This is a genomic window from Streptacidiphilus rugosus AM-16 (assembly GCF_000744655.1).
GTDB lineage: Bacteria > Actinomycetota > Actinomycetes > Streptomycetales > Streptomycetaceae > Streptacidiphilus > Streptacidiphilus rugosus.
Window position 1 is genome coordinate 1,699,808 of the sequence record NZ_JQMJ01000004.1, and the last position, 25,636, is coordinate 1,725,443.

A 25,636-nucleotide genomic window follows, 5' to 3' on the forward strand; every position below is an offset into this window, starting at 1 on the left:
GCAGGTTGCCCTTTCGTCACTCAGTCGTCCGTTGGCGAACCTACCGACCCGGACGGTCCCGGGGCCAGCACCCGGACCGTTCCGGCGGGCACCGGAAGCGGACCCGAGGGCGTCGGAACCGTGGCGTCCGCGGCGGTGTGGTTGATCACGACCTCCCAGCTCCGCCCCTCTGCGTCGGCGCGTCGCACGCGTTCGACGCCGTCGGGCAGGCCGGAGGGGGTGCGCACGCCGGCGTCGGCGAGGGCGGCGCGCAGGACGGCGTCGAGCGTGCCCGGATCGGGTGCGGTGGCGACGTACCAGGCCGTGCCGTCGCCGAAGCGGTGGCGGGTGACGGCCGGGCGTCCCGCCGCGGGGCCGTCCGCGTGCTGGAGCACGGCGGAGGCGCCGTCGAGGGCGAGGTCCTCGGCCCAGCGGCCGGCCGTCCCCGGCGCGGCGTCGGCGCCGTCCATCCGGGGCGGGGCGACCAGCCTGGTCTTCTCGTCCTTGCGCAGCGGCAGGAACTCCTCCGTGCGCACGCCCAGCACGTCACGCAGCGCGCCCGGGTACCCGCCGGGGTGGACGGCGTCGTTCTCGTCGACGATGCCGGTGAAATAGCTGGTCAGCAGGGTGCCGCCGGAGCGGACCCAGGTGCGCAGGTTCTCCGCCCAGGCCGCGGTGGTCACGTACATCGAGGGGGCGACGACCAGCCGGTACCGGCTCAGGTCCGCACCGGGGTGGACGAAGTCGACGGTCACCCCGGCCCGCCACAGCCGCTCGTAGTAGGCGTCGATCCGCTCCCTGAAGTCGAGCTCGACCGAGGGCCGGAACTCCAGGTCCAGGGCCCAGCGGGACTCCCAGTCCCAGACGACGGCCACCCGCGCGTCGACCCGGCTGCCGCGCAGCGCAGCGAGCTCGCGCAGCCGCGCGCCGAGGTCCACGACCTCGCGCCAGACCCGGGTGTCGGTGCCCGCGTGCGGCAGCATCGCCGAGTGGTACTTCTCCGCGCCGGACCGCGAGGCGCGCCACTGGAAGAAGAGGACGCCGTCGGCGCCGCGCGCCACGTGCGCGAGGCTGTTCCTGGCGAGCTCGCCGGGCCGCTTGGCGATGTTGCGGGGCTGCCAGTTCACCGCCGAGGTGGAGTGCTCCATCAGCAGCCACGGCGCGCCGCCCGCCAGCGAACGCGTCAGGTCGGCGCTGAGCGCGAGGCCGATCTGGTTGTCGGGACGCTCGGCCGACAGGTAGTGGTCGGTGGCGACGACGTCCACCTCGCGGGCCCAGGCCCAGTAGTCGAGGTTGTCGGAGAGCCCCGCCATGAAGTTGGTGGTGATCGGCACGTCGGGGTCGGCGGCGCGGACGATGTCGCGCTCGGCGCGGTAGAGGGCGAGCAGCGCGTCGGAGGAGAAGCGGCGGAAGTCGAGCTGCTGGGCCGGGTTGACCGCGGTGGGCGCGGCACGGGGGACGTCGACCTCCGCGAAGTCGCCGTACCGCTGGCCCCAGAAGGAGGTGCCCCAGGCCTCGTTCAGCGCCTCGACGGTCTTGTACCGGTCCGTCAGCCAGTCGCAGAACGCAGCCGCGGAGCGCTCGCAGTAGCAGCGGGCGACATGGCAGCCGTACTCGTTGTGGATGTGCCAGAGCACGATCGCCGGGTGCCCGGCGTAGCGGGCGGCGAGCTCGCGGGTGATCCTGGCGGCGGCCGCGGCGTACTCCGGCGAGCTGGGGCAGTAGGTCTGCCGCGCGCCGTAGCCGAGGGTGCGGCCGTCCTCGGTGACCGGGCGCACGTGCGGGTGGGCGCGCTGGAACCAGGCGGGCGGGGCGGCGGTGGGGGTGGCCAGGTCCACGGCGATGCCGCCGGCGTGGAGCAGTGCGATGACCCGGTCCAGCCAGCCGAAGTCGAACTCGCCAGGACGCGGCTCCAGCCGGGCCCAGGAGAAGATCCCCAGGCTGACCAGGTTGACGCCGGCCTCCCGCATCAGCGCGACGTCCTCGGCCCAGACCTCCTCCGGCCACTGCTCCGGGTTGTAGTCCCCGCCGTAGGCGATGCCGTCCAGGCGCAGCGGCTGTGCCATGGATCACTCCTCGTCCGGTGCGCTCGATGGAACCGCGGTGGCCGTGGGCAGCCTCTCCCCTTCGACGCTTCCGGGGCAAGACCCCGTCCGGGTGCGTGGCGGGCCGCGCACCCGGCGTGGGTGTGAAGTCCGGCCGTGAGGGCTCCCGCCTCTGCCGGTCCGGTCGAGTAGCCTCGTAGGCTTCTTGTCCGGGGCGTGTCCGAAAAGCCCCGAACACCAGCCGGACCCGCAGTGCCCGCAGCACCCGCTGGACCCGCTGGACCCGCACCGCAGAACGCAGAACGCAGAAGGAGAAGGGCCGCACCGTGATCCACGTGGTCATCGTCGACGACGAGACGCTCGTCCGCTCCGGCCTGAGCCTGATCGTCAGCTCGGCCCCGGACATCGAGGTGGTCGCGACCTGCGGCGGCGGCGACGCCCTGGAGACGGTGGCCCGGCTGCGCCCCGAGGTGGTGCTGCTCGACGTGCGGATGCCGGACGTGGACGGGCTGACGGTGCTGACCGGGCTGATGGAACTGCCGCAGCCGCCCGCCGTGGCGATGCTGACGACCTTCGACACGGACGAGTACATCGGCACGGCGCTGCGCTCGGGCGCGGGCGGCTTCCTGCTGAAGGACACCGACCCCGAGCAGCTGATGCACGCGGTGCGGGTGCTGGCCGTGGGCGGCCGGATCCTCTCCCCCGCGGTCACCGACACGGTGATCGCCGGCTACCTGGACTCGGGACCCGACCGGCAGACGGCGGCCCGCCTGGCCACGATGACGACGCGGGAGCTGGACGTCCTCGCGCTGCTCGGCGAGGGCCTGTCGAACGCGGACATCGCGGCCCGCCTCTTCCTCAGCACCGGCACGGTCAAGGACCACATCAGCGCGATCCTGTCGAAGCTCGGCACCTCGAACCGGGTGCAGGCCGCCGTCTTCGCCCACCAGGCCGGACTGCTGGCCGGCGACCACTCCTCGCAGCCGGGCCCCGCCGCGGGCCGGGACCACCGGTGAGCGGGCCGGGCCGCCCCTGGTACCTCAGCCCCTGGGTGACGCTCCCGTTCCCCGTGCTGCTCGCGTGCCTGGACGCGGTCCTCGCCAACGACCTGGGCTCGGCGACCCAGATGGCGACCTCGCTGCTGGCCGCCGGCGCGCTGCTGCTGCGCAAGCGCTGGCCGATACCCGTCCTGCTGGCGACCCTGCCCGGCATGCAGCTCAGCTACATCTGGCTGGCGCCGATGATCGCGGTCTACTCGGTGGCGGTGCGCTACCGGAGCCGCTGGGTGGTCGGCGGCGGGGCCCTGCTGGTCGCCCTGACCCAGTTCGTGCCGTGGCCGATGGCGGACTACACCCTCGCCTGGGACCGCACGACCGCGCTGGCCGCGATGTACGCCCTGCTGACCGGCGGCGCGCCGGTCGCCCTCGGGCTGCTGGTGAACACGCGCCGCGAGCTGGCCGTCCGGCTGGACGAGCTGACCCGCGGGCAGGAGCGCGAGCGCCGGCTGCTGGCGGAGAGCGTGCTGTCCACGGAGCGGGCGCGGCTGGCCCGTGAGATGCACGACGTGGTGTCGCACCAGGTCAGCCTGATCTCGATCCAGGCGGGCGCGCTGCAGGTCCGGGCCGACGACCCGGAGGCGTCCAGGGAGGCGGGCCGGACGATCCGGCAGCTCTCGGTGAAGACGCTGGAGGAGCTGCGGCAGATGGTCGGCGTGCTGCGGGCCGCGGGCGGCGACGCGGGGCAGCTCACCCCGCAGCCGACCCTGGCGGACCTGCCCCGGCTGGTCGCGGGCTCCGGCCTCAGCGCGACCTTCGCCTGCGGCGACGGCCTGAACGGCACCCTCCCTGAACCGGTGGAGCGCGCGGCCTACCGCACGGTCCAGGAGGCGCTGACCAACGTGCGCAAGCACGCCCCGGGCTCGACGGTCTCCGTCGAGGTCGCGGCCTCGGACGGCCCCCTCCAGGTCACCGTCACCAACGGCCCGGCCGACCCGGACGCGCAGCCCCTCCTCCTCCCCAGCGGCGGCCACGGCCTGATCGGCCTGCGCGAACGCGCCCAGCAGCTCGGCGGCACCCTCTCGGCCGCGCCGACCCCCGACGGCGGCTTCACCGTCCACGCCACCTTCCCCGCGCCGGCCCGGTAGGCCCCGTCCGGCAAGTCTTCTCGGATCAGCCCGGGTTGTCCGGCGCGTGCGCTCGCAAGGCGGCGGAACGCCTCGTACAACGCAGCGAGCGTGCGTGCCAGGCAGACCGGGCCCGGGAAGATCCTCCCCCAGCCTTCCCCCTGGACAGGGCCCGGCCGCTCCGGGCGTCGAGATGCGCTCGGGCACGACCGCGCCGATCGTGGAGACATGGGCGTCATCGTGATGGTCGAACCGCAGACGGAGCACGCACCCGACCTGGAAGCCAAGAGCTGGGTCACCGGCGGCCTCCGCGCGGTCCACGCCGCCCTCACCGACCCCGACACCCCCGAGGACCCGGCCGACCTCACCCTCTGCGGCAAGCCCACCGCATCCATGGAGAAGCACAGCTACCACCCCCAGGGCCCGGGCGCGACCTGGTACCCGCCCAACCTCACCCCCTGGCAGTGCACCACCTGCACCCAGGCCCTGCGCCGGAGCTGAGCGCGAGGCCCACGCACAGGAGCCCGGGCCGACGGCCCGGGCTCCCTCGCTGAGCGGATCGCGCCCGCGGCGCGGTGGCCGTCAGGCCACGCTCTGGAGCACGCGGTCGCGTTCCTGCTGGGCCGCGACGCCGCGGCGCTTGCGGCGGAGGAGGGCGGGGAGGCGGGGTTGGGCGATGAAGCCCTCGACGCAGGCGTTGGCCAGGGCGATCCGGGGGAGGTCGCGGCTGCGTTCGAAGAGGACGTAGCGTGGCTCCCACTGTGGGCGGTACTTGGCGTTCGCGCGGTAGAGGGACTCGATCTGCCACCAGCGGGAGAAGAAGACCAGCACCGAGCGCCACGCGCGCAGGAACGGTCCCGCGCCCAGCTTGGAGCCGCGCTCGAACACCGCACGGAAGACCGCGAAGTTCAGCGAGACCCGCTCCACGCCGATGCTGCGGGCCTGCTGGATCAGCTCGATGACCATGAACTCCATCAGGCCGTTGTCGGAGTCCCGGTCACGGCGCATCAGGTCCAGCGAGAGGCCGTGCTCGCCCCAGGGGACGAAGCTCAGCAGCGCCCGCAGCCGGCCCTCGCCGTCGCGGCACTCCAGCATCACGCACTGGCCGTCGTCCGGGTCGCCCAGCCGGCCCAGCGCCATGGACCAGCCGCGCTCGGTCGCGCCGTCGCGCCACTGGTCCGCGTGGACCAGCATCGCCTCCATCTCCTCCTCGCCGATGGAGCCGTGGCGGCGCACCGCCACGGTGTAGCCGGCGCGGCGGACGCGGTTGTGCGCCTGGCGCACCCCGCGCATCGAGCGGCCCTCCAGGGAGAACTCGCCGACCTCGACGATCGCCTCGTCGCCCAGCTCCAGCGCGTCCAGACCGTGGCGGGCGTAGACGACGCCACCCTCCTCGCTCGCGCCGGTGACGGCCGGGACCCAGGCGTGCTCGCGGGCCTGCTCCAGCCACTTCTCGATCGCGCCCGGCCACGCCTCGACGTCGCCGATCGGGTCGCCGGATGCCAGCGAGACGCCGCCCACGACGCGGTAGGTCACCGCGGCCTTGCCGCTGGGCGAGAAGACCACCGACTTGTCGCGGCGCAGCGCGAAGTAGCCCAGCGAGTCGCGCGCCCCGTGCTTGGCCAGCAGGCCGCGCAGCTGCGTCTCGTCCTCCGGGCTCAGGTACTCCTTGCCCTTCGGCGCCCGGAACAGCGCGTAGGTGACCAGCACCAGGACGCCCACGCTCAGCACGTTGACGGTGACGTCTATCGACAGCGGCACCGGGGCGTCGAAGAACTGCGAGCCGTCCGAGCCCAGCGTGATCGCGCGCAGCAGCACGTACTCGGCGCGGTCCCCCAGCGAGGCGCCGCGTCCCGCGGCGGTCAGGCTCAGCAGGCCGACGCCGATCAGCAGCGTCGCCAGGCCCCCGCCGACCAGCGCGCCGGCAGCGAGCCGCGGGTTGGCCGGGTCGCCCTTGGCACGGAACTCGCCGCGGCCCAGCAGCAGCGCCGCGACGAAGAGCACCAGGATGCCGAAGGTGACCCAGTTGAACGGGTGCGAGCTCACGCCGCGCTGGTCCTGGAGCGCCACCGCCATGCCGAAGAGCAGCAGCCCGGAGAAGGCCAGGTTGGCGATCCACGCCGCCCGCTTGCGACGGTTCATCATGACCGCCATGAACACCGCGAAGGCGGCCGAGCTGAAGCCGGCGGTGAGCAGGTACGGCGTGTAGAACTCGCCGTGGTTGTGGTGCCGGACCTGGTCGCGGAAGCTCAGCGAGACGGCGCAGAGAAGGTTCAGGCAGGCCACGATCCGCAGGTACCAGACGGCGGCGCGAGCGCTCAGGCGCTGGACGCGCGGTGCGGCGGCTCGGGAGTTCAAGGACGGCTCCGTAAGAGGAGGGGCAGGACCGGTATCAGCTTCTCGCGGCGGGCCGTCGGCTTCGTCACTCCGAGGTGCCGTCCGCACCCCGCCGTTCGGCGGGGTGCCGGCACCGAACGGCAGGTCAGACGGGCGTGGCGGAGGTGTACTGCTTCCAGTCCGTGGGCGTCTGGCCGACGTTGAGCGTACGCAGTTTGGTCAGCACCGCCGGGTCCTGCGCCTCCAGCCAGTGCACCAGCTGGCGGAAGGAGACCAGCCGCACGTCGGGCTTGGCCGCGATCTCGCGCAGCGCCTGCTCGACGGCCTTCATGTAGATGCCGCCGTTCCAGCTCTCGAAGTGGTTCCCGATGAAGAACGGCGCGCGGTTGGTGGTGTAGGCGCGGTTGAATCCGGCCATGTAGGACGCGTAGGCCTGCTGCTGCCAGTAGGGCCGCCGGGACGGGTCGCCGTTCGGGGTGCCGCCGGTCTGGTTGGCCAGCATGTTGTAGTCCATCGACAGCACCTGGAAGCTGTGCCCGGGGAACGGGATGGACTGGAGCGGGAAGTCCCACAGGCCCATCCGCTTGACCGGCCACATCTGGTTGCCACCGGGCGAGCTGGCGTCGTACTTCCAGCCGAGCGCCGCGGCCGTGGGCAGCAGCCGGTCCTGCCCGAGCAGGCAGGGGGTGCGTCCGCCGATCAGCTCCTTGCGGTAGTCGAACGGCAGCGGGTCCACGTCGGTGAAGCCGGTGTTCGTCTTCCACTGGGTAACGAACTGGACGGCCTGGTCGATCTCGCTGCGCCACTGGGCCGGGCTCCAGTTGCCGACGCCGGTGCTGGGGCTGCAGAAGTGGCCGTTGAAGTGCGTGCCGATCTCGTGGCCCTCCAGCCAGGCCGCGCCGACCTGCTGCAGCGTCGCCTTGACGTGGTTGTCCGCGAGGTAGCCGATGTCGGAGGCGCCGGGACGGTGGCCGGGCGGGAGGTAGAGGTCCTTCTTGCCCTCGGGCAGCACGTAGATGCCGGAGAGGAAGAAGCTCATCGTCGCCTTGACCTCCTTGGCGACGCCGCGGAAGTGGGAGAAGAGCTCCTTGCTGTCCTCGCCCGCGCCGTCCCAGGAGAAGACGACGAACTGCGGCGGGCGCTGGCCCGGCTGCAGCCGCTCGGGGACCGGCTGGTTCGGCTGCGCACCGGTGTCGGAGGTCGAGCCGTCGCCGATCAGGTTGATCGGCTTCGCCGTGGGGGTCGGTGCGGTGGAGGGGGAGTGACCTCCGGCGCGGGCGTCGCCGCCGCCGGGTCGAGTGGCGCCGCTGGAGCCGCCGCAGCCGGAGACGCCCAACGCCGCCGCCGTGACGGCGGCTCCCCCAGCGAGTACGTTCCTGCGCGAGATCGCTCCCATATGGTTTCCCTGCCTTCCGCTCGGCCCAGTGTCGACTTCTCGACTTCTCGACGTGGTCGTCAGTTATGTTCTGCTGGCGTTCGGTTGTCCGAATACCGGGACGCTCGCACCGGATGCATCGGTTCGCTCCGATCGATCCGGATATAAGCAACCCTCACAGCATCGCTCAACCGGGGGCATCCGACGGGGAGTGACCCACCCGCGATTCACTCGCCAGTGCGTAGCCGCACGGGGTTTCCGGGGCGTCCTCGACCCGAATCTCACCCGAACGTGTGCCTCCTCGGCCAGACGGCTAAGCTGCCGCCAGTCTGATGAGATCACCGCCGAGCGGCGGGGTCCATCCGCCAACCGGCCGGAATTCGCCGGAGTCCGTCCGTGCTGGTCCGACCCGTGGGGGGCGTTCGGATGTCGATCGACTGGAGCACGGCCTCGGCCGTGCTGACGGCCGCGGGAACACTCGTGCTGGCTGCGGCCAGTTTCGCCTCCATCCGTTCGGCCGAGAAGGCGGCCCGCTCCGCCGAACGGGCCCTGCAGGTCTCGCTGCGGCCGGTGCTGGTGGCCTCCAGGGTCAGCGATCCCCAGCAGAAGCTCCTCTGGTACGACGGGCACCACGCGCATGTGACGGGCGGCCACGGCCACGCCCAGCTGGGCGAGGCGGTCGTCTACCTCGCGGCGTCCCTGCGGAACCTCGGCCCCGGCCTCGGCGTCGTCCACGGCTGGTCCCTGCCGAGCGGCGACGCCCCGGCGGAGGCGGAGGCCTTCCGCCGTCAGGGCCTCGACATGTACGTCGCCTCCGGCGACCACGGCAGCTGGCACGCCGCGCTGCGCGACCCGGCCGACCCCGAGTTCGCGGCGCTGGCCGACGCCGTGAAGAACCGCCAGCGGCTGAACGTCGATCTTCTCTACGGCGACCACGAGGGCGGCCAGCGGACGGTCACCCGCCTCTCCCTGATCCCGAAGACCTCCGACGACGGCTGGCTCTGCCAGACCGTCCGCCACTGGAACCTCGACCGCCCCGACCCCCGCTGACCCTCGGATCAGAGGGCCCGTTGCACTCTCCAGGGGCGCGAGGAACTGCGCGACAAGCCACTGACATGCGGATGGTCCTCAGAGCGCAGGGCCATCCGCACGCCGGTGGTTGCTCGCGCGGTTCCCCGCGCCCCTGACAGGGCTCCCGTCAGTCCGTCAGTTTGCGGAGTGCTTCCGCCGTCGCGAAGACGTCGTTGCGGAGTTCCTTCGCGTGGTCGACCAGGTCCGCCAGCGCGAAGCTGTTCGGGAGGGGCTTCACACCCGCCATCGCCAGATACGCGCGGGTCAGGGTCGCCGCGTAGAACTCGTTCATCGGGGAGTCCAGCGGCGGGCACACCGAGAGCGTGTGCAGCAGCGCCGCCGCACGCCAGTGGACGTCGCGCGGGGGCTCGTCGGCGACCAGGACGACGTCGCTGGCGTGGCGCGCGATCGCCGCGCTGATGCCGGAAGGGTCCCAGACCGTCGGGTCGGACGGGAGGTGGTGCGCCAGCACGTTCCAGGCCCAGGCCTCGTCGGCCTTCACGGCATCCGCCTTCACGCGGTCTTCTTCCCGCCGAACCGTTCCTGGAAGTACGCCCAGTTCTCGGACGTGTTGAACTCGGCAGCCGCCTCGAGGAAGCGCTGACGGTCCGGGTCGAGCTCGCGCTTGGCCGCCTCGGTGACCAGCGCGGTGATCGTCGTGCCCTCAGCCGCCGCCCGAGCAGCCAGCCGGGCGTGGAACTCCTCGTCCACCCGGATGGTGATGTGCTTCGACATGCTTGTTACGGTACAGCAGCCGTGCTGTACAGAGGAGAGCCGGGACGGAAGGAGGGGCAGAGTTGAGCGTTACCGTCGTCACAGGGGCCGGCCGTGGTATCGGGGCGGCCATCGCGCTGCGTCTCGCCGCGGAGGGGCACGACCTCGTCCTCGGCTACCGCTCCGACGCGCACGCCGCCGACGAGGTCGCCACGAAGGTGCGCGCCGCGGGCCGACGCTGTGTCACCGTGCAGGCCGACACCACCGTCGTCGACGACGTGGACCGCCTCCTCGCCGCGGGCCCGGCCGCCGGTCTCGGCCCGGTGACCGGGCTGGTCAACAACGCGGGGGTGCCCGGCCCCTACGGTCTGCTCGCCGACGCGGACCCCGAGGGCCTGCGCCGGTCCGTCGACGTGAACGTGACCGGTTACCTGCTCTGCGCCCGCGCCGCGGTGCGGGCGATGGCGGAGAGCGGGACGGCGGGCGCCATCGTCAACATCTCCTCCGGCGCGGCCACCCTGGGCAGCCCCGGCGAGTACGTGCACTACGCCGCGGCGAAGGCGGCCGTGGACGCGATGACGGTCGGGCTGGCCAAGGAGCTCGGCCCGGTCGGGATCCGGGTCAACTGCGTCGCGCCCGGCACGGTCTGGACGGACTTCCACCCCGACCCCGAGCGCCCGGCCAAGCGCGCCCCGAACATCCCCCTCGGCCGCTGCGCGCAGCCCGAGGAGATCGCCGGGGCGGTCGCCTGGTTCTTCTCCCCCGACGCGAGCTACGCGACGGGCGCCGTGCTGCGCGTGGCCGGCGGCCTGTAGCCGCAAGCCTGAACCCGGCCCCCACCGTCGGCCCCGCCGCCGGGCCCCGGTCCCCTGCCCGGCGGCGCAGGCCGGAGGCGGGGACCGAACCGGCCGCAGGCCCTTACGCCTCCGGCTCGATCAGGCGGCCCGCGCCGGAAGCCGGGCCAGCAGGGCGTCGACGTCCGCGGCGGAGTTGTAAAGGTGGAAGGCGATCCGCAGACCTCCGGCCCGGGCGCTGACCCTGATCCCCGCCGCGGCCAGCTCCTTGGCCAGGTCGCCGACGCCCGGCACCGAGACGATCGCCGAGTCCGCCGCGACCGGCGCATGACCGAGCTCGCGCAGCCCCTCGCGGCAGCGGGCGGCCAGCGCGCGGTCGTGCGCGCCGATCGCCGCCGGGGTGACCTCCTCGATCAGGGAGAGCGACTGCGCCGCGCCGACGAACGGCAGCCAGGCGGGCGGGCGGTCGAAGCGGCGCGCGGACGCGGCCAGCGGCACCTCGTCGTAGCAGCTGGTCCAGGGGTCCTCGCCCGCGTACCAGCTCGGCGCGATCACGCGCAGCGTCGGCATCGCGTCCTCGGTGACGGCGAAAAAGCTCGCGCCGCGCGGGGCGAGCAGCCACTTGTAGGCCGCGCAGACCAGGTAGTCGGGCCGGTCGTCGCCGGTGGGGAGCGGCAGCCAGCCCGCCGACTGGCTGGCGTCGAGCAGCAAGCGCGCGCCGTGACGTCGGGTCGCGGCGCGCAGTTCGGCCGGGTCGGCGACCCGGCCGTCGGCGGACTGCGCGATGCTGACGGCCACCAGTGCGGTGTCCGCGTCGACCGACTCCGCCAGCCGTTCCAGTGGGACCGCCCGCACCCTGAGGTCACCGCGGTGTTGCAGGGCCGGCATGACCGAGGTGAACTCACCCTCGGCGAAGAGCACCTGACTGCCCGCGGGCAGCGAGGCCGCGACCACCGCGGCGTGCTCGGAGGCCGTCGAGCCGATCGCCACCTGCCGCTCCCCCGCCCCGGCCAGCCGGGCGAAGGCGCGCCTGGCGGCGCCGACCGGGGCGTCGTAGGCGGGCGGGTCCGACCATCCGGCGGCCCACTCGGTCACGCCCTCGCGCAGCGCGGCCACGGTGCGCGCGGGCGGCAGTCCCATCGAGGCGGAGTTGAGGTAGACGCTCTCCGGCGCGAACTCGCGCGCGACGACGTCGTCGAGGTGGCTGGTCCCGCTCTGGTCCGGTTGCATGCCGCCATCGTGCCCCGGCACGACCGCCCGCCACCACGGCGTTTTCGCCGCCCCTCACCCCAAGGCCGGCTTATGCGAGCCGCCCGCGGGGAGGCCGCACAGGGCCGGGGACGACGAACGGGCCGGCCGCCCGAAGGCGGCCGGCCCGCACAGAGGCGTGGCCTACCGGCGACCCATCTCCTCGGCGATCGCCGTCGCGAAGGCGTCGATGTCGGCCTCGGTGGTGTCGAAGGAGCACATCCAGCGGACCTCGCCGGTGTGCTCGTTCCAGAAGTAGAAGCGGAAGCGCTTCTGCAGGCGCTCGCTGACCTCGCGGGGCAGCAGCGCGAAGACCGAGTTGACCGCGACCGGCCGCACCACGGTGACGCCCTCGACCGCGGCGACGGCCGTCTCCAGCCGCTTGGCCATCGCGTTGGCGTGCGCGGCGTTGCGCAGCCACAGGTCGCCGGTGAGCAGCGCCTCGAACTGGACCGAGACGAAGCGCATCTTGGAGGCCAGCTGCATCGAGGTCTTGCGCAGGTAGCTGATGTTCTTGACCGCGTCCGGGTTGAGCACCAGGACGACCTCGCCGAACATCAGGCCGTTCTTGGTCCCGCCGAAGGAGACCACGTCCACGCCGGCGTCGGTGGTGAACTCACGGAACGGCCGGCCGAGCGCCGCGGCGGCGTTGGCCAGGCGCGAGCCGTCGACGTGGACCAGCATGCCGCGCTCGTGCGCGTGGTCGCAGATCGCGCGGATCTCGTCCGGGGTGTAGACGGTGCCGAGCTCACTGCTCTGGGTGATCGAGACCGCGAGCGGCTGCGCGCGGTGCTCGTCGCCCCAGCCCCAGGCCTGGAGGTCCATCAGCTCGGGGGTCAGCTTGCCGTCGGGCGTGGCCACCCGGTGGATCTTGATGCCGGCCATCTTCTCCGGCGCGCCGCCCTCGTCCGTGTGGATGTGGGCGGTCTCGGTGGCCACCACCGCGCCCCAGCGCGGCAGGATCGCCTGCAGTGCCACGACGTTGGCGCCGGTGCCGTTGAACACCGGGTAGGCCTGGGCCCGCTCGCCGAAGTGGGCCTTGAAGACGTCCTGGAGGTGCGCGGTGTAGTCGTCCTCGCCGTACGCGACCTGGTGGCCCTCGTTGGCCAGGGCCAACGCGGCCAGCACCTCGGGGTGGATGCCCGCGTAGTTGTCGCTGGCGAAGCCGCGCGCGTTCGGGTCGTGCCTGCGCCGGGCGTCGGTGCGGGCGGTGCTGTCGGTGTTCTCGGTCACTGGGGCGTCAGCCACAGGTGCGTTCCATTCACGTCGTCGGCGGGGCGGGCCCAGAGCGAGACGACCTGCTCGGCGAGGTCGGCGGTCTCGGTGTACCCGGAGAACTTGGCGTTCGGCTTCTCGGCCCGCATCTCCGGGGAGAGCAGGGCCTTCACCACCAGGATGGCAGCCGCGGCGGACGTCTCCTTGAACGAGTCGGCGAGCGCCAGCGTCCAGGTCTCCGCGGCGGCCTTGGCGGTCGCGTACGCGGCGTTGCCTCCGGTGGGCTTGTGCGCGCCGGCGGCGGAGATGATCGCGAAGCGGCCCGCGTCGCTGCGCAGCAGCGCCTCCTGGAAGCCCAGGCTGGTGTGCTGGAGGGTGCGGACCAGCATGTCGTGCAGGAAGTCCCAGTCCGCCAGGTCGGTGTCGGCGAAGGTCTTGCTGCCACGCCAGCCGCCGACCAGGTGGACCAGGCCGTCCACGCGGCCGAACTCGGCCTCGATGTGGTCGGACCAGTCGTGCGCCGCCTGCGGGTCGAGCAGGTCGACGACCTGGCCGACCACGATCGCGCCGGGGACGGCGCGGCGGACGGAGTCCATCAGCTCGTCCAGCTTGCGTGCGTCGATGTCGCCGCAGGAGACGATCGCGCCGGCCTTGGCCAGCCGCAGCACGGTGGCCCGCCCGGCGATCCCGGTCGCGCCCGCGACCGCGACGACGCGGCCCTTCATGTCGATCTCAGTGCCAGTGCTCACGCTGCATTCTCCAGGACGGTGGTGCCGGTGATGCCGGTCGTCGAGGCGATGACACCCGACAGCTTCTTGGACAGGGCCTCGAAGAACATGCTGAGCGGGAACTCGTCCGGCAGCACGGCGTCGCACAGCGCCTTGTTGAGCGCCTTGGCCTCGGTGTGCTCGGTGAAGGGCAGCGCGTCGGCGCCCTTGGCCCAGGTGGAGGCGGGGTGCGGGGTCAGGTACTGCGAGACAAGCTCGTAGGCGGCCAGCCAGTGGGCCGTCTTGGGGCGGTCGATGCCGTCGCGGTAGAGCTTCTCGATCTCCGCGCACAGGTCGTTGGTGACCTTGGGGGCGCGCTGCCAGTCGATGTGCAGCTTGTTGTCGGTCCAGCGCAGCGCGTCGTGCTTGTGCAGGTACGCGAAGAGCAGCTGGCCGCCGAGGCCGTCGTAGTTGCGGGTGCGGCCGCCGGAGACCGGGAAGCGGAACATCCGGTCGAAGAGGATCGCGTACTGGACGTTGCGGCCGTGCTCGTTGCCCTCGGCCTCCAGCTCCACCGCTGCCTTGAACGCGGTCAGGTCACAGCGGAGCTCCTCCAGGCCGTACATCCAGAACGGGCTGCGCTGCTTGATCATGAACGGGTCGAACGGCAGGTCGCCGTGGCTGTGGGTGCGATCGTGGACCAGGTCCCACAGCACGAAGGTCTCCTGCGCCAGCGGCTGGGACGCCAGCAGCTCGGCGGCGTCCTCGGGGATCTCCAGACCGAGGGTGTTCACCGCGGCGGTGGAGACGGCGCGGAAGCGGGCCGCCTCGCGGTCGCAGAAGATGCCGCCCCAGGTGAAACGTTCCGGCACCTCGCGCACGGCGACGGTCTCCGGGAACAGCACCGCGGAGTTGGTGTCGTAGCCGGCCGTGAAGTCGACGAAGGTGATCGGCACGAACATCGGGTTGTCGTAGCGGGTGCGCTCCAGCTCCGAGAGCCACTCCGGCCAGACGACGTGCAGCAGGACGGCCTCGAGGTTGCGGTCCGGGTTGCCGTTCTGCGTGTACATCGGGAAGACGACCAGGTGGGCCAGGCCGTCCTCGCGCTGCTCGGCGGGCTGGAAGGCCAGCAGCGAGTCGAGGAAGTCGGGCACGGCGTAGCCGGAGGCGGCCCAGCGCATCAGGTCCAGCACCACGGCGTCGAGGTACGCCTTGTCGTGCGGGAAGAGCGGGGCGAGCTCGCCGATGGCCTCGGTGACGGTCGCGAGCTGCGCGTCGGCCTCGTCCTTGGTCGCGGCGCCGCGGGCGTTGAGGTCGATCGAGCCGTCCTTGGACTGCAGCGGACGGAGCGCCTCGACGGCGGTCTTGAGGCGCAGCCAGGCCGGGTGTGCCACGAGATCCGCAGTGGATTTGTCTGCCACGGGGAGCCTTGACGAGAGATTTTCCATGACAACCCTGCCTGAACGAAAGAAACTGTGGTGATCCCACCGTATATACAGAAGGTTCTGTCGTACAAGGCCACCCCGCAACCGGAAGCGTGGCGCTGGTCACCGTCCGCCATCCGAGACGGTGCGGATGCGGAGCAGCTGCTTCACCTTGCTGTGACAACTGATCGATAAGCTGCCGCCATTTGCCGGACACCCAGGAGTCACCGTGAACGCCCTGCTCAAGACCACTCGTCTGCTCAGCGCCGTGGCCGGCGCGGCCGTTCTGGCCCTGGCCGGCTGTGCGCCCCAGTCGAGCAGCGGCACCGCCGCCGCCTCCGGCTCCCCCGCCGCCGCGGCCTGCACCAAGGGCGCCCTGGCCACGCAGACCGCGGGCACGCTCACGATCGGCACCGACGACCCGGCCTACGACCCGTGGTTCAACGACAACAAGCCCAGCAACGGCAAGGGCTTCGAGTCGGCGGTCGCCTACGCCGTGGCCAAGCAGCTCGGCTACGAGGGTGGCAAGGTGGCCTGGACCGTCGCGCCGTTCAACAGCGTGGTGGCCCCCGGTCGGAAGAAGTTCGACTTCGACATCAACCAGGTCTCCATCACGGCGGAGCGCCGCCAGGCCGTCGACTTCTCCTCCGGCTACTACGACGTCCGGCAGGCCGTCATCACGCTCAAGGACTCCACGTACGCCGGCGCGACGAGCGTGGCCGACCTGAAGGGCGCCAAGATAGGCGCCCAGGTCGGCACCACCGGCCTGACGGTCGTGCAGAAGGTCATCGCCCCCAGCGCCCAGCCCTCCGTCTTCGACTCCACCGACCTGGCCAGCACCGCGCTGAAGAACCACCAGATCGACGCCATCGTGGTGGACCTGCCCACCGCCTTCTACATCACCTCGGTCCAGGTGCCGACCGCGAAGGTGGTCGGCCAGTTCCCGTCCGGCGCGGCGACGGCGGACGGCAAGCCGGAGCAGTTCGGCCTGGTCCTGTCCAAGGGCTCGGCGCTCACCTCCTGCGTCTCGCAGGCCGTGGACGCGCTGCGGGCGAACGGCACCCTGGACCAGATCGCCAAGCAGTGGCTGCCGGCCGCCGACACCGCCCCGGTCCTGAAGTGACCTCGGACCCCGCGATGCGGGTGCAGGACCCGCCCGCCTACGTCCCCTCCGAGCGGCGGCTGGCCCGTGAGGCCTACCGCCGCTCCCGGGCCCGGCGCTCGCTGCTGATCGCCACGGCGAGCACGCTCGCCGTGGCCGCGGTCCTCTACGTCGTGATCACCGGCTCGCCCGGCTGGCCGGTCACGCAGAAGACCTTCTTCAGCGGCCACTACGCGCGGGAGGCGCTCTCCCCGGTGCTGCACGGCTTCGTGCTGAACCTGGAGCTGCTGGCCATCTGCGGGCCGTTGGTGCTCGTCCTCGGGCTGCTGATCGCGGCGGCGCGGACGCTGCGCGGGCCCGTCTTCCTGCCGGTGCGGATCCTGGCGACGGCCTACGTCGACTTCTTCCGCGGCTTCCCGCTGATCATCCTGATCCTGCTGACCGTCTTCGGGGTTCCCGCGCTGCAGCTGCAGGGCGTCACCAACGACCCGATCATCCTCGGCGGGGCGGCGCTGGTGATCAGCTACTCCGCCTACGTGGCGGAGGTCTTCCGAGCGGGCATCGAGTCGGTCCACCCGAGCCAGCGGGCGGCGGCCCGCTCGCTGGGGCTCTCGTACGCGAAGACGATGCGCTTCGTGGTGCTGCCGCAGGCGGTCCGCCGAGTGGTCCCCGCGCTGGTCAACGACATGGCCTCGCTGCAGAAGGACACCGGCCTGGTCTACCTCGGCGGGGCGATCGACGCGGTCGCGGCGGCGCACATCATGGTCGCGAGCAGCTTCAACTACACGCCGCTGGTGGTGGCCGGGCTCGGCTTCGTCATCCTGACGGTGCCGATGACCCGGTACGCCGACTGGCTGACCCGCCGGATGGACGCCAGGAGCGCCCAGGGAGGTGCCGTATGACCGCGACGGACAACGTCGTGCTCCGGCTGGAATCGGTCCGCAAGGCCTTCGGCGAGCACGTCATCCTCGACGACATCAGCCTGGAGGTGCCCGAGCACTCGGTCACCGTGCTCATCGGCGCCTCGGGCTCCGGCAAGTCGACGCTGCTGCGCTGCGCGAACCTGTTGGAGGAGGTCGACGACGGCGCGATCTGGCTGGACGGCGAGGAGATCACCGACCCCCGCGCCGACGCCGACGCGGTCCGCCGCAGGATCGGCGTGGTTTTCCAGGCCTACAACCTCTTCCCGCACCTCAACGTCCTGGACAACATCACCCTCGGCCCGGTCCGCGTCCACGGCACGCCGCGGCGTGCGGCCGAGGCGCGGGCGATGGAACTGCTGGACCGGCTGGGCCTGGCCGCCAAGGCGAAGGAGTACCCGGACCGCCTCTCCGGCGGCCAGCAGCAGCGGGTGGCCCTGGTGCGCGCGATCGCCTCGGAACCCCGCCTGCTGCTGCTCGACGAGATCACGGCGGCGCTGGACCCCGAGCTGGTGACCGAGGTCCTCGAGGTCGTCCGCGACCTCAAGGACCAGGGCATGACGATGGTCCTGGCCACCCACGAGATGGCCTTCGCCCGCGACGTGGCCGACCAGGTCTGCTTCCTCGCCGACGGCGTCGTCCTCGAACGCGGCAGCTCCGGCGAACTCTTCGGCGACCCCCGACACGAGCGCACCCGGCGCTTCCTCGCCCGACTGCGGGAGGCCGGCCGCCTCTGACCGGCAACCGCACCACCTCGGGGGCACAGGGCTCCGCTTGATCGGCTGCGTGCGCCGCCATCCCCCGGCCTTCGGCCAGGAGGCGCCTCCTCCGACATGAGGACGGCCCTGCACACGCAGGGCCGTCCTTCCCCGGCCTCCGGCCGCGGGTACCGCTCAGTGGTTTCTCGCGCACGCAGTTGATCAAGCAGAGCCACGCGCTCGTACGACTGGCGCGCTCCGGCTTACAGGCCGTGCTCGCCGACGGGGCCGACCTGCCAGCCTTCGGCTTCGCAGTGGTCCAGCAGGCGCGGGAGCGCGGCGAGGGTCGCGGTCCAGGAGGCGGGGGCCGAGGTGCAGTCGGAGTCGTGCAGCAGGATCGTTCCGCCGCCGCGCAGGTTGCGGGTGACGGTCTGGTAGACGGAGGTGCCGGTCGCGCCCGCGCGCCAGTCCGCGCCCCAGGAGGTCCACAGGACCGGCGTCATGCCGAGGCTGCGCGCCGTCGTCAGCGCCGCCGTCGTCGCGATGCCGTACGGCGGGCGGTACCAGCGCGGGGTGACCCCGGTCGCCTCCGCGACGAGATCGCGGGCGCGGGTGAGGTCGTCGCGGGTCGCACGCGGCGTGCGGACGACCATCGGGCGGTGCAGGTAGCCGTGGACGGCGATCTCGTGCCCGGCCGCGACGATCTCCTTGCCGAGCCCGGGGTCGCGCTCCAGCATGAAGCCGAGCAGGAAGAAGGTCGCCTTCACGTCCCGCTTCTCCAGCAGCCGCAGGAAGCGCGGGGTGGAGATCGGGTCCGGCCCGTCGTCGAAGCTGAGGGCGACGTGGCCCGGGTCGCCCTGGCCCCCGTAGCCGGGGAAGAGCTTGGTCCGCAGCGGTTCGAGCGGCTGGATCGAGGTCAGCGCCGGCGCGGCGTGGGCCAGCGCCAGCCCGCCGGCCAGGCCGGCGGCGGTCTTCACGGCACGGTTCATCGTGCGTTCTCCATCGGGGCGAGTGGAACGACGACGCCGGGGAGTTCTGCGGTGAGGTGGGTCAGCCCTGCCGTCTCCAGCAGCAGCTCCACCGCGTCGACGCCCCACCGCGCGGGGACGGCGGATTCGGAGCGTATCGCCCGGTCCAGCAGCGGGGCCAACTCGGCGTGCGTACGCGCCCAGGGAGCCACACCCGCCTGGTCCAGTGCGGCGGCGTTGGTGAGGCCGTGGCCGGGGATGGAACGGTAGGTGACGACGGGCACGCCGGAGGCGACGGCCTCCAGCACGGTGATGCCGCCGGCGTTCTGCACCAGCACGTCGGCCGCGTGCATCAGGCCGGGCATGTCGTCCACCCAGCCGAGCGCCGTCACGCCGGCCGCGAGCAGCCGCTCGCGCAGCACCTCGTTGCGGCCGCAGACGACCACGCAGGTCAGCCGGGGATCGGCGGCCTCGACGTCGGCCACGGTGTGCTCCAGCTCGCCGGCGCCCCAGGAGCCGCCGACCAGCAGCGCGATCTTCCCTTCGTGCGGCAGGCCCCAGCGCTGCCGGGCAGAAGCGCGCGACGCCTTGGTGACCGGGGTGAACCGGCGGTCCACCAGCGGCGAGACCACGTGCACGTCACGGCAGGCGACCTGCTCCGCCTGCTCGGCCGGGATGGTGTGCACGGCGAGGTGCGCGTCCACGTCGGGCGCGGCCCAGAGCCGGTGCACGGAGAAGTCGGTCAGGTAGGTGTGCACCCGCTGGGTGATCTTCCCGCGACGGCGCAGCCGGCCGAGCACCTGACTGGCCAGCGGGTAGGTGGAGACGACGATCCGCGTGTCGTCGGGCAGCGCGCGGCGCATGGCCCGGCCGGCCAGCCAGCTGAACAGCATGGCCTGGCCGTTCATCATCCGCTGGTTGTCGAGGCCGCCGTAGAGCAGCTTCCAGGTCCACGGGGCGCGCTCGAGCATGGCGTGGTAGGTGCCGACGAAGATCCGCCCGCTCGGTCCGGGCAGCAGGTCGAGGAAGTCGTACCGGTCGACGGTCAGACCCGCCTCGGCCAGCCGGCACTCCAGCTCCTTGGCGACCGCGTCGTGGCCCGCGCCGACGCTCGCGGAGACGATCACCGCACGGGGCGGGGTCGCGCGGCCGGGGGTGCTGCGGCGCTGGAGCGGAAGGCGGATCAGTCGGCCCATGGTGTCGGGAGTCCTCGTCGGATCGGTCGGACATGGGAGATGCAAGCGGCAGGTTCCAAGCTATTGAGCGATCAGCCGCCGGAAGAGCGCCCGCAGGATGATTGGCCGCCCCCCGATCCGTAGTCCTGCCGGGTATGCCGACGGCCGATGTACTTCGTTGGGAGTACGCGGGGCCTCAGGGTCGCCCCCAGGGAGGAGGCGGGCCCGCTTCTGCTCCTTTGCGCCCCCGGAGCGCCCTGTCGCCGGACGATCACCCCGCGTCACAGTGGGCAGGTCGGTTCGCCGACGTACGACACGGCGCACGGAGGGTCGGGAGCGCGCATGATGCCGGACGGTGGGGTGCTGACCTGGATGCTGGTCCTGCTCAGCGCGGGCACGGGAACCTACTGCACGGCCCGCTTCTGCCTGCGCCGCTCGGCCCCGCGCGCGGACCGCGCGGCGGACGCCACCGAGGCGGTGATGGCGCTGGGCATGGCGGCGATGGCGGCCGGGCTGCGGGCCCCTACGGGTCTGTGGGTCGGCGTCTTCGGGTCGGCCGCGCTCGCCTCCCTGGCCGCGGCGGCGCTGGCGCGCGGCCACCGGGCGCATCACGGCTACCACGTGGTCGGACACGCGGCGATGGTCTACATGGCGCTCGCCATGAGCGTCGCCCCGGCCGCGGCAGGCACCGGAGGCGGGAGCAGCATGGGCGCGATGCCGGGCATGGGCGGGCCGGGCGTCACGCACGGGGTGCCGCTGCTGACGGGCGCGCTGCTGCTCACCTTCCTCCTCCTCGCGGTCCGTTTCGGGCTGCGACTGACCGCGGCCCCCGGCGTCCGCACGGGCGGCTCGCTGCTGCACGCACCGGCGCTGCCGGACGCCTGCCGGGTCGTCATGGGGCTGGCGATGGCGACCATGCTGGCCCTGCTCTGAGCCTGCCGCGCACGGCCGTTCGTGTCCTGCGTCACTGCGTGCGGAAAGCGATTCCGCTCGGGCAGCGGACGGCATAGGTTGAGCGCGCACGCGGTGACGCGTGCGCTCCGTCCTGCCCACTCAGGAGGTACCGCACAGCGGTGGGAGCCCTGCCCGGACTTGTCGCCCTCGGCGCGTTGCTGGCCGTCCTCGGCCCGCGCCTGCTGGGGCGCGCCCGCTGGGCCACGCGGGAACCGGTGGTCGCACTGTGGGCCTGGCAGTGCGTGGTCGTGGGCGTCCTGCTGTGCTGCGGCTGCGCGTTGGTGCTGACCGGCGCGGCGGCCTGGCCGGCGGTCAGGGACCTGGTCTTCACCGGCGCCCCCGCGGGCGTGGAGGCGGCATACGGCTTCCCGCTGGCCCGCCCGTGGGCGGTGGCGGCGGCGTTCCTCTTCCTGGTCGGCGGCGTGCGGACGGCACTGGCTCTCGCCTACGAGCTGGCCGGCGCGCGGGCGACCCGCCGCCACCGGCAGCAGCAGCTGTCCCGGCAGGCTCCCGACCTGCACCCGGAGCTGCGGGCGGCCGCCGCGCCGGGCTCGGGCTCCGACTCCGGCTCGGAGCAGTTGGTCGTGGTCGAGAGCGAGGAACCGAAAGCCTGGTCGCTGCCGGGCCCGACACCGCGCCTGGTCGTCACCACGGGCGCGCTGCGACGGCTGAGCAACCGTGAGCTGGACGCCCTGCTGGCACACGAGCGGGGGCACGTCCGGGCCCGGCACCACTGGCTGCTGTCGGCGGCGGAGGCGCTGCTGGCGGGCTTTCCCGGGGTGCGGCTCTTCGCGCACTTCCGCGACCAGGTGGGCCGCCTGGTCGAACTGGCCGCGGACGACTCCGCGGCCCGTCGGCACGGGCGTCTGGCGACGGCGATCGCGCTGGTCGAACTGAACCCGGACACGGCGTGCCCGCATCCGCTGGCGCAGATCCCGGCCCGCGTCGACCGCCTCCTCGGAGGCGCCCCGCGCCTCCGCGCCCCTTACCGCCTCGCCCTCACCACCGCAGCCCTCGCCCTCGCCCTCACCCCCTTGGCCCTCTCCTTCGCCCCGGGCCTCTCCGCCCTGCGGTAGTTGCACCACCAGGGGCGCGAGGAACTGCGCGAGAAACCACCCGATGCGGATGGCCCTGCGCATTGAGGACCATACGCTCGCCGGTGGCTTCTCGCGCAGTTCCCCGCGCCCCCGAAGTAGTGCAGCCGACCCCTTGGTGAGAAGTACCGCGCCCCGGGCCGAGGGCGGTGCGAAGACGGTCGTCCCCCAGGCCATTCTCAGACGCGCGCGCTACAGTTCCCGCGAGGGGCTGGTGACGGCTCGTGACTATGGGGGCATCCCCGTGACGGTGTTTCTGCTCGGCGTGGGCGCTGCCTGCCTGCTCGGCCTCGGGTTCGTGCTGCAGCAGCACGCAGCACGGCGGGCGCCGCGCTCGCAGCTGCTGTCGTACCGGTTGCTGCTGGGCCTCATGCGTTCGCGCGAATGGCTGTGCGGGATCGCGTTCATGATCTGTGGCCAGATCCTCAGCGCGATGGCGCTCAGCGCCGGGCGGGTGTCGCTCGTCGAGCCGCTTCTCGCGACGAACCTGCTGTTCGCGATGGCGCTCGCCAGACGGATCACCAGACAGACGCTCGGCGCGTCCGGGTGGGGCGGCGTGGTGCTGCTCGCGGTCGGGGTGAGTGTGTTCATCCTCAGCGGACAGCCGGACGGCGGCGGCACCGAGAAGGGCGCGCTGCGCCACTGGCTGGTGTTCGGCGTCGTCGCCGGACTGGCCCTGTTGCTGGTCTCGCTCGCCAAGCGGCTGCCCCTGCTGCGCGAGGCGACCCTGCTCGCCCTCGCCGCCGGTCTGCTCTACGGACTGCAGGACGCGCTCACCCGAACGGCCGGGCTGCGGCTGGACCACGGCGGGCTCGGCCTGCTGCTGCGCAGCTGGCAGGTGTACGCCGTGGTGGTCATCGGGGTGATCGGGCTGATCCTGGTGCAGAGCGCGTTCGAGTCCGCGCCGTTGAAGATGTCGCTGCCGGCGCTGACCGCCGCCCAGCCGCTGGCCGGGATCGCCTGCGGGGTCGGCTTCCTCGGGGACCGGCTCCAGCTGACCACGGGCGCGCTGGCCGGCGAGACGCTCGGGCTGGTCTGCATCGTGGTCGGCGTGGTCGTGATCGGTCGCCACCCCGCCCTGCCGGACGCCTGCCTGGAGGAGGCGCTGCGGGCCGCGGGCGAGGGGGACCGGGAGATGACCTACAGGTAGTACTCGCCCATCAGCTCCGTCGCCCACTCGGGCTGACGGACCTCGCCGCGCGGGCCGAACTCGCGCATCCACGGCTTGAGGTCGAGCACCGGCGTGCCGTCGATCGCGTCCAGTCCGCGGACGTGCAGGTCGAGGCCGTCGACCTTGACCAGTTCGCAGCGCGAGACGCCGATCCGGTTGGGCCGGTTCTTGCCGCGCTGGGCGAAGATGCCGACCAGCGGCCAGTCCTCGCGGCCGCGGGGGTGGCGGGCGCCGGTCTCGATCTTCTGCTCGGGCACCAGGTGGAAGTGGAAGACCACCTCCAGGTGCGAGAAGTCCGCGAGCCCTGCCACGGCCTCGGGGCCGTACCGCTCGGCGTCCAGCCGGATCACCGCCTGCACGGCGCCCCAGTGGTCGTCGCGGATCTCCTCGCGGCCGCTGACGACGTGGCCGACGGGCGTGACGGTGACAGACATCCGGGCGGCTCCCTGGTCGGGTGGACGCGGTTCAGCCGAGGGTCTGGGCCAGCACCGCGCGGTGGGTGGGACGGGCCTCAACATAGCGGGCCCGTCCGGCCTCCGTCAGCCGGACCATGATCCCGCGCCGGTCCTCCGGGCACATCGCGCGTTCGACGAGACCGTCCTTCTCCAGCCTGGCGATCAGCCGCGACAGCGCACTCTGACTCAGGTGCACCGACGCGGCGAGGTCCTGCACCCGCAGCGCGTCCTTGCCGCCCTTGCCGAGCACCTCGACCAGGCGCTCCAGCACCTCGAACTCGCTCATGCCCAGGCCGTGCCGCTCGCCCAGTTCGCGGTCGAGCGCGCACGCCGTGGCCGCGTGGCGCGAGAGCAGGCCGCGCCAGGCCTCCACGTAGTCCTCTGTCATGCGGCCAGGCTAGCAGATGCAGCCGAATTTATTGCAGCTGAATTAAATCTACTTGCATTGAATGCATGTGCATGTAGTGTCATCCCCATGACCGCCACAGCAACCGCACCTGCCGGCAGTTCCGAACGATGGTCTCCGCGCCTGTGGGGGACGCTCGTCGTCCTCTGCGCCGCGCTCTTCCTCGACGCTCTCGACGTCTCGATGGTGGGCGTCGCCCTCCCCTCGATCCGCACCGATCTGCACCTCAGCACCAATGCGCTCCAATGGGTGGTCAGCGGCTACGTGCTCGGCTACGGCGGCCTGCTGCTGCTCGGCGGCCGGGCCGCCGACCTGCTCGGCCGACGCCGGGTGTTCCTGATCGCGCTCGCCGTCTTCGCGGTCGCCTCGCTGCTCGGCGGACTGGTCACCAGCGGCGGACTGCTGATCGCCAGCCGCTTCGTCAAGGGCGCCGCCGCCGCGTTCACCGCACCGGCCGGGCTGTCCATCATCACCACGACCTTCGCCGAGGGCCCGGCCCGCAACCGGGCGCTCAGCATCTACACGACCTGCGGCGCCAGCGGCTTCTCGCTGGGCCTGGTGCTCAGCGGCCTGCTGACCGAGGTCGGCTGGCGCTGGACCTTCCTGCTCCCGTTCCCGCTGGCGCTGCTCGCGCTCGTCGCCGGACTGAAGCTGATCCCGCGCCAGGCGGCGCCCGCCCGTCAGGGTCGGGGCGGCTACGACCTCGCCGGCGCGGTCACCGCGACCGCCGCGCTGCTGCTGCTCGTCTTCACCGTCACCGAGGCGCAGAGCGCCGGCTGGGCCAGTGCGCGCACCGTGCTCTCGCTGCTCGCCGTCCTCGCGCTCGGGGCCGCCTTCGTGGCGGTCGAACTGCGCAGTGCGCACCCGCTGGTGCGGCTGGGCATCCTGCGCTCGGGGTCACTGACGCGCGCCAACCTGAGCGGACTGAGCATGTTCGGTGCCTACGTCGGCTTCCAGTTCATCGCCACGCTCTACCTGCAGGCACTGCTGGGCTGGTCGGCCCTGCAGATGGCGCTCGCCTTCCTCCCGGCCGGCGCGCTGGTCGCGCTGTCGGCGACCAGGATCGGCCGGCTCGTCGACCGCTTCGGCACCACCAGGCTCCTGCTGGTCGGCTTCCCCGCGGCGGTGCTGGCCTACGCCAACTTCCTGCGGATCGGCCCGCACAGCGACTTCCCGACGGTGATCCTGCCGACGATGCTGCTGCTCGGGCTGCACTTCGCGCTGACCTTCCCCGCGCTCAACATCCAGGCGACGGCGGGCGTGGCGGACGAGGAGCAGGGGCTGGCCTCGGGCCTGGTGAACACCGCGTTCCAGATCGGCGGCGCCGTCGTGCTGGCCGTCACCACGGCCGTGGTCACCGCCGGTGGCGCGGGCGGGGCGGGCAGCATCCAGGCGCAACTGGACGGCTACCGCCACGGGGTGCTGGTGGTGCTGGGCGTCTCGGCGGCCGGGCTGGTCACCACGCTCTTCGCACTGCGCCGCCCGAAGCGGCGGACGAACTGGGGCGTTCCCGACTACCGCTCGGCGGAGGCGCCGCAGCGGGAGGAGACGGCCACGTCCGACGCCGTCTCACGGCTGCACGGGTAACGGGGCCGAATGGGCAGAGGGTTCGCCGATCCCCCGCGTCGGCGAACCCCACCCCTGCCGCGCGTATATTGGCGC

At 72.5% G+C, this 25,636-nt stretch carries 25 protein-coding genes; 12 read left to right on the forward strand and 13 right to left on the reverse strand.

The genetic code is table 11. The features are described 5' to 3' along the window. Positions 1 to 20: 20 nt before the first annotated feature. Positions 21 to 2,045: a beta-galactosidase gene (locus BS83_RS16840; protein WP_037604591.1), complete on the reverse strand. Its 2,025-nt coding sequence runs from the start codon at positions 2,043 to 2,045 to the stop codon at positions 21 to 23. A gap of 305 nt (positions 2,046 to 2,350) precedes the next feature. Between BS83_RS16840 and BS83_RS16845 the strand changes: the two genes are divergently transcribed. The 3 genes from BS83_RS16845 (at position 2,351) to BS83_RS16855 (ending at position 4,647) form a co-directional block, all read left to right on the forward strand. After that, the gene (locus BS83_RS16845; protein WP_051943180.1) at positions 2,351 to 3,040 is read left to right on the forward strand and encodes a response regulator; all 690 of its coding nucleotides are present in this window, start codon (positions 2,351 to 2,353) and stop codon (positions 3,038 to 3,040) included. Next, complete coding sequence (locus BS83_RS16850; protein ID WP_051943182.1) at positions 3,037 to 4,167, forward strand: sensor histidine kinase; 1,131 nt, start codon at positions 3,037 to 3,039, stop codon at positions 4,165 to 4,167. The genes BS83_RS16845 and BS83_RS16850 overlap by 4 nt, the downstream gene beginning before the upstream one ends. A 207-nt stretch (positions 4,168 to 4,374) precedes the next feature. Further along, entirely contained in the window at positions 4,375 to 4,647 is a 273-nt protein-coding gene (locus BS83_RS16855; RefSeq protein WP_037604592.1) for a hypothetical protein, read from the forward strand. Between the two features lie 81 nt (positions 4,648 to 4,728). On the opposite strand, the gene BS83_RS16860 is transcribed toward BS83_RS16855, so the two are convergent. Together BS83_RS16860 and BS83_RS16865 are read right to left on the reverse strand one after the other, a co-directional pair. Continuing rightward, a complete protein-coding gene (locus tag BS83_RS16860) occupies positions 4,729 to 6,504 on the reverse strand; it encodes a phosphatidylglycerol lysyltransferase domain-containing protein (RefSeq protein WP_037604593.1) in 1,776 nt (591 codons plus the stop codon). Between the two features lie 124 nt (positions 6,505 to 6,628). Beyond that, on the reverse strand, positions 6,629 to 7,879 hold the full coding sequence (locus BS83_RS16865) for a polysaccharide deacetylase family protein (RefSeq protein ID WP_037604594.1): 1,251 nt from the start codon (positions 7,877 to 7,879) through the stop codon (positions 6,629 to 6,631). A 405-nt stretch (positions 7,880 to 8,284) separates the two neighbouring features. Between BS83_RS16865 and BS83_RS16870 the strand changes: the two genes are divergently transcribed. Then, positions 8,285 to 8,908 (forward strand): hypothetical protein, encoded by a 624-nt coding sequence (locus BS83_RS16870; RefSeq protein WP_037604595.1) that lies wholly within the window; start codon positions 8,285 to 8,287, stop codon positions 8,906 to 8,908. Positions 8,909 to 9,056: 148 nt separating this feature from the next. On the opposite strand, the gene BS83_RS16875 is transcribed toward BS83_RS16870, so the two are convergent. Both BS83_RS16875 and BS83_RS16880 read right to left on the reverse strand, forming a co-directional pair. Next, positions 9,057 to 9,446: a hypothetical protein gene (locus BS83_RS16875; protein ID WP_232248371.1), complete on the reverse strand. Its 390-nt coding sequence runs from the start codon at positions 9,444 to 9,446 to the stop codon at positions 9,057 to 9,059. Then, positions 9,443 to 9,664 carry a toxin-antitoxin system HicB family antitoxin gene (locus tag BS83_RS16880; protein WP_037604596.1) on the reverse strand — a complete coding sequence of 74 codons (222 nt, stop codon included), beginning with the start codon at positions 9,662 to 9,664 and terminating at the stop codon, positions 9,443 to 9,445. Before BS83_RS16880 ends, BS83_RS16875 begins: the two co-directional genes overlap by 4 nt. A 62-nt stretch (positions 9,665 to 9,726) precedes the next feature. Here BS83_RS16880 and BS83_RS16885 point away from each other — a divergent pair, with 62 nt between their 5' ends. Next, complete coding sequence (locus BS83_RS16885; RefSeq protein ID WP_037604597.1) at positions 9,727 to 10,458, forward strand: SDR family NAD(P)-dependent oxidoreductase; 732 nt, start codon at positions 9,727 to 9,729, stop codon at positions 10,456 to 10,458. A 120-nt stretch (positions 10,459 to 10,578) separates the two neighbouring features. Here BS83_RS16885 and BS83_RS16890 read toward each other — a convergent pair whose 3' ends face one another. The 4 genes from BS83_RS16890 to BS83_RS16905 form a co-directional block, all read right to left on the reverse strand. Beyond that, on the reverse strand, positions 10,579 to 11,667 hold the full coding sequence (locus BS83_RS16890) for an aminotransferase class V-fold PLP-dependent enzyme (protein ID WP_037604598.1): 1,089 nt from the start codon (positions 11,665 to 11,667) through the stop codon (positions 10,579 to 10,581). Positions 11,668 to 11,829: 162 nt separating this feature from the next. Continuing rightward, complete coding sequence (locus BS83_RS16895) at positions 11,830 to 12,933, reverse strand: threonine aldolase family protein (protein ID WP_037604599.1); 1,104 nt, start codon at positions 12,931 to 12,933, stop codon at positions 11,830 to 11,832. Beyond that, a complete protein-coding gene (locus BS83_RS16900) occupies positions 12,915 to 13,625 on the reverse strand; it encodes an SDR family NAD(P)-dependent oxidoreductase (RefSeq protein ID WP_037609231.1) in 711 nt (236 codons plus the stop codon). Before BS83_RS16900 ends, BS83_RS16895 begins: the two co-directional genes overlap by 19 nt. 20 nt (positions 13,626 to 13,645) lie before the next feature. Continuing rightward, a complete protein-coding gene (locus tag BS83_RS16905; protein ID WP_037604600.1) occupies positions 13,646 to 15,055 on the reverse strand; it encodes a DUF6421 family protein in 1,410 nt (469 codons plus the stop codon). Positions 15,056 to 15,260: 205 nt separating this feature from the next. On the opposite strand from BS83_RS16905, the gene BS83_RS16910 reads away from it, so the two are divergent. Genes BS83_RS16910 through BS83_RS16920 form a run of 3 tightly spaced genes read left to right on the forward strand, consistent with a single transcriptional unit; the run spans position 15,261 to position 17,790 of the window. Then, entirely contained in the window at positions 15,261 to 16,154 is an 894-nt protein-coding gene (locus BS83_RS16910) for an ABC transporter substrate-binding protein (RefSeq protein ID WP_157597207.1), read from the forward strand. 14 nt (positions 16,155 to 16,168) lie between these two features. Beyond that, positions 16,169 to 17,035: an amino acid ABC transporter permease gene (locus tag BS83_RS16915; protein ID WP_037609233.1), complete on the forward strand. Its 867-nt coding sequence runs from the start codon at positions 16,169 to 16,171 to the stop codon at positions 17,033 to 17,035. Then, on the forward strand, positions 17,032 to 17,790 hold the full coding sequence (locus tag BS83_RS16920) for an amino acid ABC transporter ATP-binding protein (RefSeq protein WP_037604601.1): 759 nt from the start codon (positions 17,032 to 17,034) through the stop codon (positions 17,788 to 17,790). Before BS83_RS16915 ends, BS83_RS16920 begins: the two co-directional genes overlap by 4 nt. A 224-nt stretch (positions 17,791 to 18,014) precedes the next feature. On the opposite strand, the gene BS83_RS16925 is transcribed toward BS83_RS16920, so the two are convergent. Together BS83_RS16925 and BS83_RS16930 are read right to left on the reverse strand one after the other, a co-directional pair. Then, positions 18,015 to 18,740, reverse strand: a complete 726-nt coding sequence (locus BS83_RS16925) for a polysaccharide deacetylase family protein (protein WP_037604602.1) — start codon at positions 18,738 to 18,740, stop codon at positions 18,015 to 18,017. Continuing rightward, entirely contained in the window at positions 18,737 to 19,915 is a 1,179-nt protein-coding gene (locus BS83_RS16930; RefSeq protein WP_051943185.1) for an MGDG synthase family glycosyltransferase, read from the reverse strand. Before BS83_RS16930 ends, BS83_RS16925 begins: the two co-directional genes overlap by 4 nt. Positions 19,916 to 20,236: 321 nt before the next feature. Between BS83_RS16930 and BS83_RS16935 the strand changes: the two genes are divergently transcribed. The 3 genes from BS83_RS16935 to BS83_RS16945 all read left to right on the forward strand — a co-directional run bounded on the left by BS83_RS16935 (position 20,237) and on the right by BS83_RS16945 (position 23,092). Then, positions 20,237 to 20,827 carry a DUF5134 domain-containing protein gene (locus BS83_RS16935; protein ID WP_037604603.1) on the forward strand — a complete coding sequence of 197 codons (591 nt, stop codon included), beginning with the start codon at positions 20,237 to 20,239 and terminating at the stop codon, positions 20,825 to 20,827. 140 nt (positions 20,828 to 20,967) lie between these two features. Then, positions 20,968 to 21,924, forward strand: a complete 957-nt coding sequence (locus tag BS83_RS16940) for a M56 family metallopeptidase (RefSeq protein ID WP_232248374.1) — start codon at positions 20,968 to 20,970, stop codon at positions 21,922 to 21,924. A 262-nt stretch (positions 21,925 to 22,186) separates the two neighbouring features. Beyond that, positions 22,187 to 23,092, forward strand: coding sequence for a DMT family transporter (locus BS83_RS16945; RefSeq protein WP_051943188.1), 906 nt, complete (start codon positions 22,187 to 22,189; stop codon positions 23,090 to 23,092). Here BS83_RS16945 and BS83_RS16950 read toward each other — a convergent pair. After that, positions 23,083 to 23,547, reverse strand: coding sequence for an SAM-dependent methyltransferase (locus BS83_RS16950; RefSeq protein ID WP_037604604.1), 465 nt, complete (start codon positions 23,545 to 23,547; stop codon positions 23,083 to 23,085). The genes BS83_RS16945 and BS83_RS16950 overlap by 10 nt on opposite strands. A gap of 31 nt (positions 23,548 to 23,578) precedes the next feature. Then, positions 23,579 to 23,956: a MarR family winged helix-turn-helix transcriptional regulator gene (locus BS83_RS16955; RefSeq protein WP_037604605.1), complete on the reverse strand. Its 378-nt coding sequence runs from the start codon at positions 23,954 to 23,956 to the stop codon at positions 23,579 to 23,581. 87 nt (positions 23,957 to 24,043) lie between these two features. Here BS83_RS16955 and BS83_RS16960 point away from each other — a divergent pair, with 87 nt between their 5' ends. Beyond that, positions 24,044 to 25,561: an MFS transporter gene (locus BS83_RS16960; protein ID WP_037604606.1), complete on the forward strand. Its 1,518-nt coding sequence runs from the start codon at positions 24,044 to 24,046 to the stop codon at positions 25,559 to 25,561. Positions 25,562 to 25,636: the final 75 nt, after the last annotated feature.

Bases quoted from the DNA above. Each gene is read 5' to 3' on its own strand.
- BS83_RS16890 (WP_037604598.1), bottom strand. From the start codon at position 11,667: ATGCAACCGGACCAGAGCGGGACCAGCCACCTCGACGACGTCGTCGCG.
- BS83_RS16870 (WP_037604595.1), top strand. From the start codon at position 8,285: ATGTCGATCGACTGGAGCACGGCCTCGGCCGTGCTGACGGCCGCGGGA.
- BS83_RS16920 (WP_037604601.1), top strand. From the start codon at position 17,032: ATGACCGCGACGGACAACGTCGTGCTCCGGCTGGAATCGGTCCGCAAG.
- BS83_RS16950 (WP_037604604.1), bottom strand. From the start codon at position 23,547: ATGTCTGTCACCGTCACGCCCGTCGGCCACGTCGTCAGCGGCCGCGAG.
- BS83_RS16905 (WP_037604600.1), bottom strand. From the start codon at position 15,055: ATGGAAAATCTCTCGTCAAGGCTCCCCGTGGCAGACAAATCCACTGCG.
- BS83_RS16855 (WP_037604592.1), top strand. From the start codon at position 4,375: ATGGGCGTCATCGTGATGGTCGAACCGCAGACGGAGCACGCACCCGAC.
- BS83_RS16930 (WP_051943185.1), bottom strand. From the start codon at position 19,915: ATGGGCCGACTGATCCGCCTTCCGCTCCAGCGCCGCAGCACCCCCGGC.
- BS83_RS16960 (WP_037604606.1), top strand. From the start codon at position 24,044: ATGACCGCCACAGCAACCGCACCTGCCGGCAGTTCCGAACGATGGTCT.
- BS83_RS16925 (WP_037604602.1), bottom strand. From the start codon at position 18,740: ATGAACCGTGCCGTGAAGACCGCCGCCGGCCTGGCCGGCGGGCTGGCG.
- BS83_RS16900 (WP_037609231.1), bottom strand. From the start codon at position 13,625: ATGAAGGGCCGCGTCGTCGCGGTCGCGGGCGCGACCGGGATCGCCGGG.
- BS83_RS16880 (WP_037604596.1), bottom strand. From the start codon at position 9,664: ATGTCGAAGCACATCACCATCCGGGTGGACGAGGAGTTCCACGCCCGG.
- BS83_RS16935 (WP_037604603.1), top strand. From the start codon at position 20,237: ATGATGCCGGACGGTGGGGTGCTGACCTGGATGCTGGTCCTGCTCAGC.
- BS83_RS16865 (WP_037604594.1), bottom strand. From the start codon at position 7,879: ATGGGAGCGATCTCGCGCAGGAACGTACTCGCTGGGGGAGCCGCCGTC.
- BS83_RS16915 (WP_037609233.1), top strand. From the start codon at position 16,169: ATGCGGGTGCAGGACCCGCCCGCCTACGTCCCCTCCGAGCGGCGGCTG.
- BS83_RS16955 (WP_037604605.1), bottom strand. From the start codon at position 23,956: ATGACAGAGGACTACGTGGAGGCCTGGCGCGGCCTGCTCTCGCGCCAC.
- BS83_RS16840 (WP_037604591.1), bottom strand. From the start codon at position 2,045: ATGGCACAGCCGCTGCGCCTGGACGGCATCGCCTACGGCGGGGACTAC.